Below are 16,495 nucleotides of genomic sequence, written 5' to 3'. Positions count from 1 at the left end.
AGGCCCTGTCAGGTCGGAGCCGGGCACTCCTCGACGGAGGTCGGCGTCATCAGCCTTCCGCGGTCGTCGCCGCGCCCCGTCAGGGCGATGGCCAGGGAGAGGTCGGGCTCGTCCTTCGGGAAGCGGATGCTCCCGACCGAGGAGTTCTCCCAGGAGCGGACCCGACCCGACACCCAGCTGCGCCTGTTCTGACGGCCCGCCGGCCCCCGGATGGCGACGGCCGCACTGGCCGAGCGACGGGAGGCAGCGTTGACGAGCTGGGCCCGGATCTGCCAGGCGTCGCTCCCGAGCGAGACCTTGCAGAGGGCGACAGCACTCGCGCCGTGCTTCACCACCACGCTGAAGATCTCCGGAGCCGGCCCTCTGCGGCTGCCTCGTCTGTTGAGCCGAACCGGGGACGACACTGACGGGCCTGTCATGGCGGTGCCGCGGAAGTGGGCTCGGTAGGTGCCGGAGGGGCGCTTCAGGACGGCAGCGAAGCTGCCGTCGCGGTGACTCCGGGTCCGCGCGGCCGGTCGCCAGGACGCGGTCCCGGCCACCCTGCGCTCGATCACCACCTGACCGGCGACGGCCGGTGAGACGCTGCCCCGCAGCGCGACGCGTCGGCGCGGCAACGCCCGCTTGCGCACACTGACCTGGCTGGGCTCGGCCTGCACCGGAGGTTCGCTCGGACCGGTGGGGCCTGTCGGCCCCGTGGGACCTGTCGGATCCGTGGACGTCGGCGGCCACGGCTGGGCGGAGCCCGGCTCGACACACGTGCCCTCGGCGACGGTGCCCGGCATGCCCGGCACGCACGTGGCGTCGTAGGCGATGACTCCGCGTACCTCGCCTTGGGGCTCGCTGCCGGAGTAGCACCGGAAGCGGAACGAGATCGCGACGCCGGCCAGGCGCCCCACGAGGTCGTAGGACGCCTCGTGCACGGTGAAGTCCTTGTCGGCGATCCCACCGCATCCACGGTGCTGTCCGCTCAGGTCCATCCAGCCGGTGTCGTAGGGACCGTCGGGATAGCTGCTGCGGATCGGAGTCACCCGCGTGCCGGGGAGCAACAGGTGGTCGTCGTCGGCCACGAAGGCGGCGCTGAAGTCGACGTCTCTCCGCTCGACGTCGATGCTGAACGAGGTGTCCCTACTCCTGAAGGCCACCACGTCGTCGCCGTCGAGGGCGTGGGGCGCGCCCGGGTTGCCGAGGAAGGCGTCGGGGTCGGCGTCGATGCGGAACGTCGTCACGCGCGGCGCGTCCTGGGCCGGGATGGAGGAGTGCTGCGGCACGGGTCGCAGCGGAACCGGATCACCACTGGATGGTGCACCCGCCCCGGAGAGCTGGACGCTGCGATCCCCCAGGTTGGTGCGTAGCGTGAGCGTGCCGGTACGTCGTCCGAGCAGGAGGGGCTGGACCTGCAGGTAGACACGGCAGTACCGCCCCGGGTCCACGGTCTCGCAGGTGTCGTGCATGACCGCGAAGTCGGTCGCACCATCGGTGATCTCGATCGAGGAGACCACCACCGGCTCCCCGCCATGGTTGACCAGGGTGACCGGGGTGGGACGACCGAGCTCGCCCAAGGGCTCCTCGGAGAGCTGCAGCCGCTCGGGCACGACCGAGAAGTCGGGAGCCTCCGGCTGGTTGAGACGGACCTCGCCGGTGAGCGCCATCCCCCCACACTCGTAGACGTAGGTCAGCCACAACCGGTCCAGCGCCGGGTCGACGTCCAGGATGTCGAAGCTGCCCCTGCCGGAGCTGCAGGAGCGCCCCGGTGAGGTCACCTCGATGGTGGGCTGTCCCTCGCCGGGTGTCCGGGACGCGTCGACGTAGGAGCCCTCCGTCAAGGCATCCGGGAAGGGTGCTGCGACCTCGATCTCGAACACGGGCCAGAAGTCATCCGGGGGCACCACCGAAGCGGAGATCCCCTGCTCCAGGTCGCCCCTGATGTCGAAGTCCCACTTGTCACGGGTGTAGAGGTGGTCGCCTCCGTTGCCCACGAAGGAGCGGTGGTCGGCCACGAACGTGACCCAGCTCGTCGCGACGGGGTCGTCGATGACCGTGGCGGCAGCAGGCCGCACGACCCTGTCGTCACCGGTGGCCTCGGCTCGGGCGGCGCCCATCTGGAACAGACTTGCCAGCACCGCGACGACGGCCCACCCAGCGACGATCCGAGACCTGCTCACGGCTGAACCCTAATCCGCCGCTGCCGGCTCGTCAGGCAGTTGCCCGGCACCGGCCACATGATCACCACGACCGTCCGTAGGGCGGGTGGGGCTCGAACCCACGACCCAAGGATTATGAGTCCTCTGCTCTAACCGACTGAGCTACCGCCCCGCGCCGGTCATGCTGACCCGGCTCCAGGCAGGAGCGTACTCGCGACGGCGTCTCGGCCCGCAGTGGTGGTCCTACGGCTCGGTGGCCGCCAGGTCCTCGGTGGACGTGTCCTCAGTGAACGTGTCGTCGCTGGGCTCGTCCGTCGGTTCCTCGACCAGGTCGTCGGCGGTGTAGGCGCACGCGTCGACCGGATCCTCCACGGCCTCGGGCTTCTCGGCCTTGCGCTTGGCCTTCTTCTTCGCCGGGTAGAGCGCCTTCTGGACGGTGTCCTGCACGTAGACGTAGTCGGGGTCGCCGGAGAAGAACTTGTCCGAGGGCTTGAAGACGACAGATCGGACCTGGGCGTCCTTGACCTTCAGCAGCAGCTGGACGAGCGCCGAGGCGAGGTCACGAGGGACATCGGTGGAGAGGATCTCCTTGCCGGCCGCGGCCAGGTCGACGTACTTGTTGAGCACCGTCATCGGGTCGGCCGCCTCGATCAGCGCATCGACAGCGCAGCGTTGACGATCCATGCGCGCGTAGTCGTCCGAGCCGTAGCGACCTCGCGCGAACCACAGGGCGTCGAAGCCGCCGAGCGTCTGGTCGGGCCCCGGCTGGAGGTAACCGGTCGGCGGGATCCCTGCGTCGGTGTTGCCGTTGATCGCCACCGGCTCGTTGATGTTGACGGTGATCCCGCCCAGGGCGTCGACGACCGTCTTGAAGCCCTCGAGGTTGACGAGCACGTAGTAGTCGACCGGCACGCCGAGGCTGCCGGAGACGGCCTGCTTGACGGCGTCGGCGCCCTCGTTGTCGCTGTCGCCGAGCACTCCCGGATGCAGGATCGGGACCTGGCTGTAGATGGCGTTGAGCATGTCGAAGCCGGGGTCACCCTGACCGGTCTGGTAGCCGTCCGGGTAGAGGTCGTGCAGCGGGCTGTCCTCGGGGAACTGCGCGTACATCATGTTGCGCGGAAGACTGAACATCACCGTCTTGCCCGTCTCGGTGTCGATGCTGACCAGGATGACGGTGTCGGTGCGGACGCCGGTGCGACCCACTCCCCCGTCGCCGCCGAGCAGCACGACGTTGACGCGGTCCTGGCCCGCCCACGGGTCCTCGACCGACACGTCACGCGGCGTCGTGGCGCTGCGCACGTTGTCGGGTAGCACCGTCTCGACGAGGTCGGCCTGCACGAGCGCGTACTGCGCCGCGCGCACGACCGGAGCGGCGCCGACGAGCAGCACCAGGACCACCGTCGTGTAGCCCGCGACGGTGTGCCACCGAGGTCGCTCGCGAGGGCGCACCAAGCGGTAGGACGTGAGGACGACGAACGCCCACGTCAGCAGGGACAGGCCGAGGAGTACAGCGATCACCTTGAGCGCCGAGGTGTTGAACGCGAGGTCGGTGAGCTGCTGCTTGAGGTCGCGCCCGAAGTACCAGACGACCAGACCGATCACGCCGGCCCACAGGGAGAGCACCAGGAGCCCGAGCCACCGGCGCCCGGCGTACAGGTAGCCGGAGCCGGGGATCATCGCCCCGAGGACGGTCATCCCGATCGTGCCCCACAGGCCCGAGGCCTGGCGGCGAGCACGGCGCACCCTCGAGCCTCCCGACGGGCCACTCGAGCGCAGCCGGGGAAACCGACTCGATCTCTCTGCCCGGCGATGCCCCGCCGGACGCGACGGTGCGCCGGCGTTCTCGGGAAGATCGTGGGACATGGGGAGAGGACCTCGTCGTGGGCACAAACAAACCGACCACGGGACTCCGGGGCCTCCGCGCAGAATAGCAACGGCCCGAACCGTGATCGTGGATCACGGCCGGGCCGTCGGATGCGCTCCCCCGGCTGGACTCGAACCAGCGACATCCTGATTAACAGTCAAGCGCTCTGCCAACTGAGCTACAGGGGATCGTGCGGGGATACGTTAGCAAGCCTGCGACGTCGCCCGAAATCGAGACGACCCCGTGGCTCTCAGCCCAGTCCCAGCTCGTCCTGGGCGGCTGACAGCGCCTGAGCCGCAGCCAGCCGGACGAACGCGTCGTCGGGGTCGATCCCCTCGTCGTACTCGTAGATCCACGACAGCTCCGAAGGCCGTCCCGGCGCACGGCGAGCGATGACCCGCACGCCCTGACGCCCCTCGAGGGCGACGTGACGCTGCATCACGACACTGGCCGTGACCCGCTCCCGGACCAGCTCCAGCAGCCGCCCCGGCTCCTCGATCGTCAGCCGGTGCTCGGGTCGGACCTGACCCCAGCTGCCCACCTCGCTCACGAGCAGCACCGACGTCTCGCTGTCCCAGTCGGCCGCCTCGACGCTCTCCCACGGGATCCGGGAACCGCCGGGCACGTAGAGCGCGTCGCGGGATCCGCCGACCGTCCCACCGTCCGTCGTCGCCGCCCACGCCAGCAACCGCTCCCCGCGTGGCAGTGGTACGTCGGGCCGCGCGCGCCTCACTGGCCACTTCACTGGCCGCCTCACTGGGCCCCCGCGATGTGGTCGCGCAGGGTCCGCCGGTGCTGCTCGAGGGCGGCCAGCTCGCCGAACATCCGGTTGTAGTCCGCGGCCTGGTCGACCGGGTTGGTCCGCTGAAGCTTGGACTTGAGGTCGGCGATCCGACGCTGAGCCGTCAGCTCGAGGAGCTTGAAGACGTAGCTGCCGACGTAGGCGGCATCCGGTGTCTTCATCAGCGGCTCGACGGCGAGGGCGGTGATCGCCGAGGACACGGCGGGGTCGTCGGCCGCCTGGCGCAGCCTCCCGGCCCACCCGTCGTCGTCGGCGCCGGCCACCGTGCCGCCCGCCGCCTCGACGAGGTCCCACACGCCGCGGTAGACGGGATGGGTGAAGTCGTTGCCGCCGATGTCGGCGGTGGTGCGACCGATCGCCATCGGCGCCTGGATGACGAGCTTGAGGGTCTCCCGCTCGATCGTGAAGCGCGGGTCGCGCAGGTCGGGCACGGGGTTGCGCGGCCGCGTCTGCTCGCCCGACCGCGGAGCCGTCGCGGGCGCCGCAGCCGGGCTCGACCCGCCACCCGGGCGCGCGCGGCCGGCAGCACGGCGTACCTCTGCCTGGACGTCGACGGGGTCCATGCCGGTCAGCGCCGCGATGTCGCGGGCGTAGGAGGAGTTGACCACCGAGGCGTCGCGGCTGCTGGTGACGAGCTTGGCGGCCTCGCGCACCGCGGCGACGCGCCCGTCGGCCCGGTCGAGGTCGAACTGCGACACGATGTTGCTGAGCACGAAGCGGTACAGCGGCACGCGGCGTGCCACGAGGTCGCGCACGGCGGCGTCGCCCTTCTGGATCCGGACGTCGCACGGGTCGAGTCCGTCGGGCTCCACCGCGACGTAGGTCTGGGCCACGAACCGCTGATCGCCCTGGAAGGTCTTGAGAGCGGCGTTCTGGCCGGCGGCGTCGCCGTCGAAGGTGAAGATCACCTCGCCGCGGAACTCCTCGTGATCGTGCAGGAAGCGGCGCAGCACCCGCGTGTGGTCCTCGCCGAACGCCGTGCCGCAGGAGGCGACCGCGGTCGTCACTCCGGAGAGGTGGCAGGCCATCACGTCGGTGTAGCCCTCCACGACCACGGCCTGCGAGGACCTCGCGATCTCCTTGCGGGCCAGGTCGATGCCGTAGAGGACCTGGCTCTTCTTGTAGAGCGTCGTCTCGGGGGTGTTGAGGTACTTGGCCTCGATCTTGTCGTCCTCGAGGATCCGTCGGGCGCCGAAGCCGATCGTGGCCCCGCTGGGGTCGCGGATCGGCCAGAGCAGCCGGCCTCGGAAGGCGTCGTACGCCGAGCGTCCGACCTTGACGACTCCGGCGGCGACGACCTCCTCCTGGCTGAAGCCGCGCCCGCGCAGGTGCCGCCACAGTGCCTCGCCGTCGCGCGGGGCCCAGCCCATGCCGAACATCTCCGCCGCGGCCCGGTCGAAGCCGCGGTCGCTGAGGAAGGTGCGGCCCGGGATCGCGTCGGGGCCCGCCAGCTGGTCGGCGTAGTACTCCTGCGCGGCCCGGTTGGCCTCGACGAGGCGCTGGCGCGGCGGGCCCTTGGGCCGGTCGTCGCGGAAGTCCCCGCCCTCCTCGCGCCGCAGCACGACCCCGGCCTTGTCGGCCAGGCGCTCGATCGCCTCGGTGAACGAGAGCCCGTCGATCTGCATCAGGAACGAGATGACGTCGCCGCCCGCCTGGCAGCCGAAGCAGTGGTAGAAGTTGCGGCTCGGGTTGACGTTGAAGCTCGGCGACTTCTCGTCGTGGAAGGGGCAGAGCCCCTTGAGGGAGCCGCCACCGGCGTTGCGCAGCGTCACGTAGTCGCCGACGACCTCGTCGATCCGGGACTTCTCGCGTACTTCTGCGATGTCCTCCTCGCGGATCCGGCCTGCCACGGTGCCGATCCTACGGCCGGGGGTCGACATCGTGGTCGCGGGATTCCACAGGCACCCGCTGCGTCACCCCGAGACGACGTTGCTCAGCGGCTCCCCGGCCGCGAATCGGTGCAGCTGGTCGCGCACCAGCCGGTGGGCCCTGGGCCACATGGCGCTGCTCGTGCCGCCGACGTGCGGCGAGATCAGCAGCCCCGGTGCGTCCCACAACGGGCTGCTCGACGGCAGCGGCTCGGGGTCCACGACGTCGACCGCGGCGGTGATCCGGCCGGTGGCGAGCTCGGCCACCAGAGCGTCCTGGTCGACCACGGGCCCGCGCGAGACGTTGACGAGCAGGGCGCCGTCGCGCAGCCTGCCCAGGAAGTCGGCATCGACGAGACCGCGGGTCTCGCCGGTGAGCGGCACGATCAGCACCACGACGTCGGCGCTCGGCAGCAGGTCGGGCAGGTCCGCGATCGAGTGCACCCCGTCGCGGGCACTCCGTGCGACCTTCGTGACGGTCACCTCGAACGGCACCAACCGCGCCTCGATCGCCTCGCCGATCGCGCCGTACCCGACGATCAGCACGTGCCGGTCCGCCAGCGCGGGGTACCACTGCTGGTTCCACTCATGGCGATCGTGGTCGCGCACGAAGCCGGGGACGCCACGCAGGCTGGCGAGGATCAGGGTCAGCGCGAGCTCGGCCGTCGACGCGTCGTGGATGCCGCGACCGCTGCACAGCGTGACGCCGGCCGGCACCGCGGGTCGCACCGCATCGACGCCGGCGGTGAGGGTCTGCACCACCTGCAGCCCGGACATCCGCGGCAGCACGTCGGTGACCGAGGCCCCGAGCTGGTACGGCGTCACGTAGTAGGCCACCTCGGCGACCGATTCGGGCACCTCGCGCGTCGGGTCGACGACCTCGTAGCGCAGCCCCTCCGGCGGGTCGCCCAGCTCCGCGGGGTCGAAGGGTAGCCAGACGAGGGGCAGCCTCGTCGGGGAGTCGTCGCTCATCCGGCACCACCGAGCACGAGCCGGGCGTGTCGATCGACCGCGCTGGCGTCGGTCAGCGACGCCACCTGGTCGACGACCACGCGCAGCCGCCCTGCGTCGTCGTCCGCCGAGTGCCAGTCGTCGGCGAACGGACGGTCCAGCGTGTCCGGGCCGCCCGCGACGAGCGCCTCCACCAGCTCGGCCAGGAGCGAGCGCTGACGGTCCATGACGGTGAGCCGGTCAGGGGTCTGCATGACGTAGTGCGCGGCCACCGACTTGAGCACGGTGATCTCCACCCACGTCTCCCGCGGCACCACCAGGTCGGCTGCGTAGCGCGCCATCGGCCCGTCGCTCGCAGCGAAGGAGGCGGCCTGCACCGCTCCGCAGAAGCGACCGATCAGGTCGCTCGTGAGGTTCTTCAGCGCCGCGAGGCTGCGCCGACTCCCGTCGTACGACGCCGTCGGCCAGCTCCCGACGCCGCGCAGGCGCACCAGGGCGGCGTCGACCTCGTCGTCGACCGCCTCCGGCAGGTACCACTCGCGCAGGGTCTCCCACACCGCCGGGGCGTCCAGCCGGGCCAGGTCGAGGTGACCGGCCACGGTGCCGTCCTCGACGTCGTGCACCGAGTAGGCGACGTCGTCGGCCAGGTCCATCACCTGAGCCTCCAGGCAACGGCGCGGTCCGGGCGCGTCCTCTCGCAGCCAGTCGAAGATCGCGCGGTCGTCGGCGTAGACGCCGAACTTCAGCGGGTCCGGCCCGGCACCGCGTGGCCAGGGGTACTTCGTGCAGGCGTCCAGCGTGGCCCGCGTGAGGTTGAGACCGACGGACCGTCCCTCCTGGGTGAAGGTCTTGGCCTCCAGCCGGGTGAGCACCCGCAGGGTCTGGGCGTTGCCCTCGAAGCCACCGCACGCCTCGCTCAGCTCGGCCAGCAGCCGCTCCCCGTTGTGGCCGAACGGCGGGTGGCCCAGGTCGTGGGCCAGCGCGGCCGTCTCGGCGATGTCGGGCTGGCTGCCGAGGGCACGGGAGAGGTCACGGGCCACCTGGGCGACCTCGAGGCTGTGCGTGAGGCGGTTGCGCACGAAGTCGTCCGAGGCCGGTCCGACCACCTGGGTCTTGGCGGCGAGCCGGCGCGACGAGGCGGCGTGCACCACGCGCGCGCGATCACGCTCGAAAGCGGTGCGGACAGGGGCCTCGACCCGCTTGGGCGGCTCGGCCACGAGCCGCTCGCGCGCGCGGTCGTCGTAGAGGTCGGTGGCGTCCATCGATCGCGAGCCTAGTAGAGCGATCGCTCGGCGAAACATCACGGCAACCCAGCCGCCGCTCACTGCCACTAGCGTCCTCCCCGTGGAGGTGATCAGCCAGGTCTGGCGAAGCGACCTGGCGTTGCTTGCCCTCGACGGCGTCGCCGTGGAGCACCACTCGACCTACGTGGTCGCCGACAGCGGCCTGCTCCTCCTGCGCCGGGCACCGGTGCGCCGAGACGTCCCGCGGCTGACCGCGCTGGCGGAGAGCCACTTCACCGACGGTCGGCCCATCGTGATCGGGGTCGACGACCCCGACGCGGTGCCGACCGATCTCACCGTCTTCGACGACGCCGGCTTCACGGTCAGCGTCTCGATCGCGCTGGTGGCCGACGCGGAGGCGGTGACCACCGATCAGGCGGCGCGCTACGACGTACGGCCGCTGGCCTCGGAGGAGGACTGGCAGTCGCGGGCACGTCTGTTGCCCCTTCGCCGCGACGAGCCGGCTGCGGCCGATCAGATCGCGGCCGAGCGCCGGCTCTCGGACGCCGGGCACGCCACCTGGTGGGGCGGTTTCGAGGGTCTGCGTCTCGTCGGGTCCGCCGGCATCGTGGTCCTCGACGGGCACTCGCGCTGCCAGGGCGTCGACCTCGACCCGGTCGCCCGCGGGACCGGCCTCGCCGCTCGGCTCGTCGCGGCGTCGGTCCAGCATGCCTGCTCGACGCAGGGTGCCACGACGTCGATGGTCGTGGCGGCCAAGGGCCACCCCGCGATCGGCCTCTACGAGGAGGTCGGGTTTCGCCGACGCGAGGCGCAGGTGCGCACCAGCCGCCCCTGCGCACTCTGAGGCGCCCGGCGGACCCAGGTCAGAACGTCGTGACGTGCACGTGGTCGTAGTGGTTGGCCGTGGCCGATCCGCGGTTGGACATCCCGCGCCAGCCCTCGCCGCCGCGCTCGACCGACCAGATGCGCTGGGAGTAGATCACGTAGCTGACCCCGAGCGCCGCTGCGTTGGCCCGCACGAAGTCGGCCACGCGGTAGCCCTCGGCACCGGAGACCATGATGTCCACGGCGATGCCCTGGGCGTGCTCCCCGTCGCCCCGGAAGGTCCCGTAGGTGGAGATGTTGGGGAACGCCGCGCACACGGCGTTGTGCACCTTGACGATGTTGGGGCTGACGCCCGAGGCAACGCTGGTGCCGTTGGTGCAGCTGGCGCCGAGCGTGGGCTCGGCAACGGGCTTGTCGTCGCTGAGGTAGCCGGAGGTGACCCACCGGGTGTTCTTCTTGCCCAGCACGATCTCCTGGCGCCCGCTCGACTCGCGCCCGGTGACGAGGACCTTCTCGCCTGCGTCGACCTCTCCGGTCTTGCGCGCCTTCTTGCCCGGCTCGGTCCAGAGGTTGAGGGCCTCGGTCGTGAAGAGCTTGGTGTCGGCCTTGCGGACCGCCTTGCGCACCTTCTTCGGGCGCAGCATCTTCTCGACCTTGCTCAGGTCCTTCTTCTTCGACTTCTGCTTGGTCGCGTCCGGGACCACGTCGGCGACCCGGCCTCCCCCGCGGGAGAAGACGCGGCGGTCCAGCTCACCGGCAAGGTCGAGCGCGGCGGGCGTCGAGTCGCCGGCGACCGGGCCCGAGGCTGCCTCCGGCAGGGCGTCCGCCAAGGAGGCGGGCGCGCTCGCACCGGTGTCGGTGGTGAGCACTCCGAGCGAGACGGCGGACGCGGTCGCCAGGACGGCGAGCGGTCCGGCGACCACGGTGGCTCGTGGAGCACGGGAGAACAGGCGGGCATTGGTGTCCCGCTTGTGGCTTTGGTTCGCCACAGCGCTGATCCTTTGCTGTTGCTGACAGGTGGGTGGTGCAGGTCGTGCAGCGTGCAGGTACGGCAGCGCCGATCGCGGTGGCGACCGGCACGAGGACCGAGTGAAGCACAGCCCGCCAGCCTTCGTTCAATCTTCACACACCCCTCACGGGGTGTTCCCGGTCACCCTCCGGTGGTCTCCCCGGCGTCCTCCCGCAGCACCGCACCGGTGCCGTCGGTGTCGTCGAGCCAGCCCTCGGGAAGTACGACGCGGGACCTGGGAGCGCCCTGACGGCCACGCGGAGTCCCGAGCTCGCGGACCGGGAACGGCTCGTCGGGGTCGAGCTCGGCGAGCAGGTCGTCGAGGGCGGCCAAGGAGTCCACCAGCCCCAGGGAGCGACGCAACGTCCCTCCCGCGGCGAAGCCTTTGAGGTACCACGTGACGTGCTTGCGGAACTCCTTGCAGCCCCGTTCCTCCCCCATGTGCTGGCTGAGCAGCTCGGCATGGCGACGCATCATCGCCGTCACCTCGCCCAGGCCGGGCAGCGTCGCGACCTGCTCGCCGGCGAAGGCGGCGGCCAGGTCGCGGAAGAGCCACGGTCGGCCGAGGCAGCCGCGCCCCACGACCACTCCGGCGACCCCGGTCTGCTCCACCATGCGCAGTGCGTCGGAGGCCTCCCAGATGTCGCCGTTGCCCAGGACCGGCAGGTCCACGTGGTCCACGAGGGCCGCGATCGCGTCCCAGTCGGCCTCGCCGGAGTAGGCCTGCGCCACGGTGCGTCCGTGGAGGGCGATCGCCGCACAACCCGACTCCTCGGCGATCCGACCCGCGTCGAGGTAGGTGAGGTGGTCGTCGTCGAGGCCCTTGCGGGTCTTCATCGTCACCGGCACGTCGTACGGCGTGGCGGCGGCGACCGCGTGATCGAGGATCTGGCCGAGGAGGTTGCGCTTCCACGGCAGTGCACCTCCCCCGCCCTTGCGGGTCACCTTCGGGACCGGGCAGCCGAAGTTGAGGTCGATGTGGGCCACGCCGTACTCGCCGCACAGGATCTCGACGGCCTTGCCGACGTAGACCGGGTCGGTGCCGTAGAGCTGGACCGAGCGGATGGTCTCGAGCTCGTCGAAGACCAGCATCTTGAGTGTCGTGGCGTCGCGCTCCACCAGGCCACGCGAGGTGATCATCTCGCAGACGTAGAGCCCGGCTCCCTGCTCGGCGCACAACCGGCGGTAGGCGGCGTTGGTGATGCCGGCCATCGGGGCCAGGACCACGGGCGTGTCCACGTGCACGGAGCCGAGCTGCAGTCCCGTCCTCATCGCCGGTCGCGTCCCTTCCCCTTGGTCGCAGACGCCTTCGGGGCGGTGACCTGGCCCGTCCACTGCAGCGGGACCACGCCCTCCGGCGGACGGAACATGATCGACTGGAGGGTGGTGTCCTTCGGCACGAGGAAGATCAGGCAGGTGCGCGTCTCGTCGCCCGGTGCGAAGACGGCCGGCAGGGTGGAGCCGGGGCAGGCCTTGAAGTCGCGAGCCACCCCGGTCGGTGCCACGAGCACTCCCGTGCCGTCGAGGAAGTACAGCGGCACCTGTCGTGCACCCAGGTCCGTCTCTCCCACGTTGGCCACCGACGCACGGACGAAGTACGGCGTGGAGCGCTGCTCCTCCTCGCCGAGATCGAAGCCGGTCAGCGAGGCCTGCACCGTGGTCCTCTCGATCCGCGTCACCGCCACGTCGACGACACCGACGAGGTCCTGCCGTGGCTGCCACGCCGCGACGGCCGACTCCTTGAGATCCAGACGCTCCCCGGGCGTGGTGAGGGAGACACCGGAGGGCACCGGCAGGTAGCCGTCCGACTCGGGAGTCGGGGTCGCTGCGGGCGTGGGCGCCGAGCTCGCGCTCGGGCTGGTGCTCGGCCCCGGGGTGGCGTCCTCCTCCGCGTCGCCACCGCACGCCACCGCCAGCAGACCCAGGCTCAGGACGGCTGCAGCGAGACCACCGGATGGGATGCGCATGTCAGCAGCCGAGCAGCCGCTCGGCGAAGTAGGTGGAGATGCCGTCGAGGCTGATCCGCTCCTGCTGCATGGTGTCGCGCTCGCGCACGGTCACCGCGTCGTCCTCGAGGGACTCGAAGTCGACGGTGACGCAGTACGGCGTACCGATCTCGTCCTGGCGCCGGTAGCGCTTGCCGATGGCACCGGCGTCGTCGAAGTCGATGTTCCAGTTGGCGCGCAGCTCCGCGGCGAGGGCCTTCGCCTTCGGCGAGAGGTCGGCGTTGCGGCTCAACGGGAGCACCGCCACCTTGACCGGTGCGAGGCGCTTGTCGAGACGCAGGACGGTGCGCTTGTCGACCCCGCCCTTGGTGTTGGGCGCCTCGTCCTCGGTGTAGGCGTCGACGAGGAAGGTCATCAGGCTGCGCGAGAGCCCGGCCGCCGGCTCGATGACGTACGGCGTGTAGCGCTCGCCCGCGGCCTGGTCGAAGTAGCTGAGGTCCTTGCCGGAGTGCTGCGCGTGGGTGGACAGGTCGAAGTCGGTGCGGTTGGCGACCCCCTCGAGCTCACCCCACTCGGAGCCGGCGAAGCGGAAGCGGTACTCGATGTCCACGGTCCGCTTGGAGTAGTGGCTCAGCTTCTCCTGCGCGTGCTCGTAGTGGCGCAGGTTGTCGGGGTCGATCCCGAGGTCGACGTACCACTGCGTGCGCGTGTCGATCCAGTACTGGTGCCACTCCTCGTCCTCCCCGGGCTTGACGAAGAACTCCATCTCCATCTGCTCGAACTCGCGGGTGCGGAAGATGAAGTTGCCCGGCGTGATCTCGTTGCGGAAGCTCTTGCCGATCTGGGCGATACCGAAGGGCGGCTTCATCCGCGACGACGTCACGACGTTGGCGAAGTTGAGGAAGATCCCCTGCGCGGTCTCGGGACGCAGGTAGTGCAGCCCCGACTCGTCCTCGATCACGCCGAGGTAGGTCTTGAGCAGCCCGGAGAACTGGCGCGGCTCGGTCCAGGCGCCCCGGGTGCCGCAGTTGGTGCAGGCCAGAGTGGACAGGTCGATGCTGTCCGGGTCGACATCGGACCCCTGCTTCTCGGCCGCCGCCTCCTGGAGGTGGTCGGCGCGGAAGCGCTTGTGGCACGACTGGCACTCGGTGAGCGGGTCGGAGAACGTCTCGACGTGGCCGCTGGCCTCCCAGGTCTGCTTCGGGAGGATCACGCTGGAGTCGAGGCCGACCATGTCGTCGCGCATCTGCACCATGGACTTCCACCACTGGCGCTTGATGTTGTCCTTCAGCTCCACCCCGAGCGGGCCGTAGTCCCAGGCCGACCGGGTGCCGCCGTAGATCTCGCCGCACGGGAAGACGAAACCCCGGCGCTTGGCCAGGTTGACGACGTGGTCGACGGTGGTCGGAGGCGGCTTTGCCACGGGGGTGCTCCTGAGCTGTTCTGGCGTGCCGGCTGGCTGCCGGGACGTCGCCCTGACGGCGAGAGCTCAGCCTATCGACCGTGTCTGCCGGATATTGAGGTCGGTGCCCGCGTCGGCCACCTCGTAGGCGCTGGGCTCGTCGAGGGCGCGCCCCAGGGTGGGTACGGCGTGCAGCTTGACGTCGTACGACGACAGCGAGCGGCGGTAGGCACCGACGTGCTCCCACGTCGTCGAGAGCACCCAGAGCTCCGGGTCGTCGACGTTGCGCCCGATGGTGCCGGTCAGGAACCCCGGGCGCTCGGCCAGGGCGTCGTGCGCGCGTTGGAGGTCGACGCGGAAGGACTCACCCTCGTGCTCCGGGACGCGGAAGCGGTTGACCACGATCACCTGATCAGTTTAGAGGCCCCTCGATCGCGACTTGTATTCGAACATATTATCGACTACAATCGTTGCCATGTCCTCCTCCCGCCTGGCCGACCTCGCACCCACCCCGGGTGCGTTGCTGGGTCGGCTGGGGATGGCGCGCCGAGTCGCCGACGATGCGGAAGCCGAGATCCTCGAGATCGCCGTCGAGTGGGCCCACTCCCACCCCGTCCTCGAAGGCGAGGAGGGCTGGGACGCCGCCCAGTCGTGGCGCGTCGGACCGGCAGCGATCTGGCAGCCCGGAGAGCTCGACGCCAGCGTCTCCGACGCTCCCGACGTCGAGACCATGGAGTGGTGCGGGATCCCACCGATCGCCTGGGACGCCCCGGCCGCCTTCGCGGCAGCGAACAACATGACCACCACCGCAGGCAAAGCGCTGATCCGCGACGCGTTGGTCCTGCGGCACCGCCTCCCGCTGATCTGGGCACGGGTCCTCGAGCGCGAGGTCCCGGCCTGGCGTGCCCGGAAGGTTGCCCAGGCCGTTCTCGGCGCCCACGCCGACGTCGTCGAGGCAGTCGACCAAGCAGTCGTGGGCATCGCGCACAAGGTCGGCCCCGTCACCTTGGCCCGCATCCTCGACGAGCAACTGCTGCGCCTGCACGCCGAGGAACGCGAGATCAAGCAGCTCGAGGACCTCGACGCCCGCTACGTCCACCTCGAGGACGGCTCCATCAACGACACCGGCATCGCCGACCTCATGGCCCGAGGGGACTGGAAGGACCTCCACGACCTCGACGCCACCCTGACCGCCATCGCCGCCGCCCTCAAGGAACAGGGCTGCACCGAGTCCCTCGACGTACGACGCTCCATGGCACTCGGGATCGTGGCCGACCCCGAGCAAGCACACGCGATGCTCACCGGGGCTGACGCACCCGCGCCGGCACGCAAGAAGATCGTGCTCCACCTCCATCTCTCCCAGGCCGCCCTGGAGACCCGCGAGGTCATCGGCCGCAACGCCACCAGCGGCGACCCGATGCTGGTCGAGCAGATCCGCGAGTGGTGCTCACGCACCGACACCCACGTCACCGTCAGACCGGTCGTCGACCTCGCCGAGCACGCCGGGACCCACGTCGAGGCCTACGAGATCCCCGACCGCCTCAAGGACCTCGTCGCCCTGCTCCACCCCCAGTGCGTCTTCCCCTGGTGCACCCGGCCCGCAGCCCGCTGCGACGCCGACCACACCACGTCCCACGCCACCGGCGGCCCCACCTGCATCTGCAACCTCGCCCCGCTGTGCCGACACCACCACCGGCTCAAGACATTCGCCGGCTGGAGCTACCGCCCTCTCGACCCCCTCCACGAGCCCGGCGTCTACCTCTGGATCGACCCGCACGGCCTGGAGTACCTCCGAGGTCCAACCGGCACCACAGCACTACCACACACCGGCCCCGAAGGCAGCACGCGCTCCGGACATCACTCCTGCCTAGTCAGTCAGCGCACAAGCACGCGATGAATCGTCGCCCTTCGGCTCCAGGTACTGCGAGAATTGATGGAGAACGTTGTCGGCGGTGTGCCCGATCATGCCGATGGTCGGTCGCCACTCCGAGCAGACACCCCCCGGCAGCCGGGAGTTGAAAGCGCTCGCCCGTACGGTTCGCCCATGGACTTCCTTGCAGCGGCTGTAGTTGCAGTTGTCGGACTGCTCGCCGCCTGCCGTTCGAGGCGGCGGGTGTCCGACGCTCCCACCCCGGAGGAGGGCGCTCGAATTGCTCGGGGGCTCAGGGAAGGTTCGCTGAGGGGCTGGGTAGTCTCGGGCTGGGTGATGCTGGTAGTAACCGTCGCCTTGCTCGCCTTCGGCCAGTATCTGGCTGCCGGACTCACCGCGGCTGCCGTGCTTATCTGCTATCTAACGGCGCGGTACCTGCGGTCGCTCCTTGGCCGATCGACGGATGGAACCTGAGCAAGCAGTCCCCGGCGGGGCTCGCCCGCTCATGCCGCCAGGAGGGCTCCGCCCGACCATGCCGCCCCGAGGGCTCCGCCCGACCATGCCGCGAGC

Annotated in this window: 14 protein-coding genes and 2 tRNA genes; 3 read left to right on the top strand and 13 right to left on the bottom strand. The window is 70.5% G+C overall.

From position 1 onward, the window contains the following. Window positions 1–8 precede the first annotated feature (8 nt). The 8 genes from Q1K33_RS15210 to Q1K33_RS15175 all read right to left on the bottom strand — a co-directional run bounded on the left by Q1K33_RS15210 (window position 9) and on the right by Q1K33_RS15175 (window position 8,891). On the bottom strand, window positions 9–2,162 hold the full coding sequence (locus Q1K33_RS15210) for a hypothetical protein (protein WP_300405427.1): 2,154 nt from the start codon (window positions 2,160–2,162) through the stop codon (window positions 9–11). 77 nt (window positions 2,163–2,239) lie between these two features. Further along, window positions 2,240–2,313: transfer RNA gene (locus tag Q1K33_RS15205), tRNA-Ile, on the bottom strand. Between the two features lie 71 nt (window positions 2,314–2,384). After that, complete coding sequence (locus Q1K33_RS15200; RefSeq protein ID WP_300405426.1) at window positions 2,385–3,887, bottom strand: LCP family protein; 1,503 nt, start codon at window positions 3,885–3,887, stop codon at window positions 2,385–2,387. A gap of 236 nt (window positions 3,888–4,123) precedes the next feature. After that, window positions 4,124–4,196, bottom strand: a tRNA-Asn gene (locus tag Q1K33_RS15195). A 62-nt stretch (window positions 4,197–4,258) separates the two neighbouring features. After that, on the bottom strand, window positions 4,259–4,741 hold the full coding sequence (locus tag Q1K33_RS15190) for a hypothetical protein (RefSeq protein WP_300405424.1): 483 nt from the start codon (window positions 4,739–4,741) through the stop codon (window positions 4,259–4,261). A gap of 20 nt (window positions 4,742–4,761) precedes the next feature. Further along, entirely contained in the window at window positions 4,762–6,660 is a 1,899-nt protein-coding gene (gene dnaG, locus Q1K33_RS15185) for a DNA primase (RefSeq protein WP_300405422.1), read from the bottom strand. Window positions 6,661–6,723: 63 nt separating this feature from the next. Beyond that, window positions 6,724–7,650 carry a 2-hydroxyacid dehydrogenase gene (locus Q1K33_RS15180; RefSeq protein WP_300405420.1) on the bottom strand — a complete coding sequence of 309 codons (927 nt, stop codon included), beginning with the start codon at window positions 7,648–7,650 and terminating at the stop codon, window positions 6,724–6,726. Then, entirely contained in the window at window positions 7,647–8,891 is a 1,245-nt protein-coding gene (locus Q1K33_RS15175) for a deoxyguanosinetriphosphate triphosphohydrolase (protein WP_300405418.1), read from the bottom strand. The genes Q1K33_RS15180 and Q1K33_RS15175 overlap by 4 nt, the downstream gene beginning before the upstream one ends. A gap of 82 nt (window positions 8,892–8,973) precedes the next feature. Between Q1K33_RS15175 and Q1K33_RS15170 the strand changes: the two genes are divergently transcribed. Next, window positions 8,974–9,717 carry a GNAT family N-acetyltransferase gene (locus tag Q1K33_RS15170; RefSeq protein ID WP_300405416.1) on the top strand — a complete coding sequence of 248 codons (744 nt, stop codon included), beginning with the start codon at window positions 8,974–8,976 and terminating at the stop codon, window positions 9,715–9,717. 19 nt (window positions 9,718–9,736) lie between these two features. Here the strand turns inward: Q1K33_RS15170 and Q1K33_RS15165 are convergent, their stop codons facing one another. From Q1K33_RS15165 to Q1K33_RS15145, 5 genes are all read right to left on the bottom strand, one after another. Then, window positions 9,737–10,687: an SH3 domain-containing protein gene (locus tag Q1K33_RS15165; protein WP_300405414.1), complete on the bottom strand. Its 951-nt coding sequence runs from the start codon at window positions 10,685–10,687 to the stop codon at window positions 9,737–9,739. Window positions 10,688–10,848: 161 nt separating this feature from the next. Further along, window positions 10,849–11,979 (bottom strand): tRNA dihydrouridine synthase DusB, encoded by a 1,131-nt coding sequence (dusB, locus tag Q1K33_RS15160; RefSeq protein WP_300405412.1) that lies wholly within the window; start codon window positions 11,977–11,979, stop codon window positions 10,849–10,851. Beyond that, the gene (locus Q1K33_RS15155) at window positions 11,976–12,674 is read right to left on the bottom strand and encodes a hypothetical protein (protein WP_300405410.1); all 699 of its coding nucleotides are present in this window, start codon (window positions 12,672–12,674) and stop codon (window positions 11,976–11,978) included. Before Q1K33_RS15155 ends, dusB begins: the two co-directional genes overlap by 4 nt. Before the next feature lies 1 nt (window position 12,675). Further along, entirely contained in the window at window positions 12,676–14,076 is a 1,401-nt protein-coding gene (locus Q1K33_RS15150) for a glycine--tRNA ligase (RefSeq protein WP_300405408.1), read from the bottom strand. A 66-nt stretch (window positions 14,077–14,142) separates the two neighbouring features. Continuing rightward, window positions 14,143–14,463 (bottom strand): antibiotic biosynthesis monooxygenase family protein, encoded by a 321-nt coding sequence (locus Q1K33_RS15145; protein WP_300405406.1) that lies wholly within the window; start codon window positions 14,461–14,463, stop codon window positions 14,143–14,145. A 67-nt stretch (window positions 14,464–14,530) separates the two neighbouring features. Between Q1K33_RS15145 and Q1K33_RS15140 the strand changes: the two genes are divergently transcribed. Then, window positions 14,531–15,952, top strand: a complete 1,422-nt coding sequence (locus Q1K33_RS15140) for an HNH endonuclease signature motif containing protein (protein ID WP_300405405.1) — start codon at window positions 14,531–14,533, stop codon at window positions 15,950–15,952. Window positions 15,953–16,099: 147 nt separating this feature from the next. Next, window positions 16,100–16,399: a hypothetical protein gene (locus Q1K33_RS15135; RefSeq protein WP_300405403.1), complete on the top strand. Its 300-nt coding sequence runs from the start codon at window positions 16,100–16,102 to the stop codon at window positions 16,397–16,399. Window positions 16,400–16,495 lie beyond the last annotated feature (96 nt).

The organism is Nocardioides sp., assembly GCF_029937575.1.
Taxonomy (GTDB): Bacteria; Actinomycetota; Actinomycetes; order Propionibacteriales; family Nocardioidaceae; genus Nocardioides.
This window is presented reverse-complemented; position numbering and strand designations above follow the sequence as displayed.

Bases quoted from the DNA above. Each gene is read 5' to 3' on its own strand.
- Q1K33_RS15155 (WP_300405410.1), bottom strand. From the start codon at position 12,674: ATGCGCATCCCATCCGGTGGTCTCGCTGCAGCCGTCCTGAGCCTGGGT.
- Q1K33_RS15175 (WP_300405418.1), bottom strand. From the start codon at position 8,891: ATGGACGCCACCGACCTCTACGACGACCGCGCGCGCGAGCGGCTCGTG.
- dusB (WP_300405412.1), bottom strand. From the start codon at position 11,979: ATGAGGACGGGACTGCAGCTCGGCTCCGTGCACGTGGACACGCCCGTG.
- Q1K33_RS15140 (WP_300405405.1), top strand. From the start codon at position 14,531: ATGTCCTCCTCCCGCCTGGCCGACCTCGCACCCACCCCGGGTGCGTTG.
- Q1K33_RS15135 (WP_300405403.1), top strand. From the start codon at position 16,100: ATGGACTTCCTTGCAGCGGCTGTAGTTGCAGTTGTCGGACTGCTCGCC.
- Q1K33_RS15180 (WP_300405420.1), bottom strand. From the start codon at position 7,650: ATGAGCGACGACTCCCCGACGAGGCTGCCCCTCGTCTGGCTACCCTTC.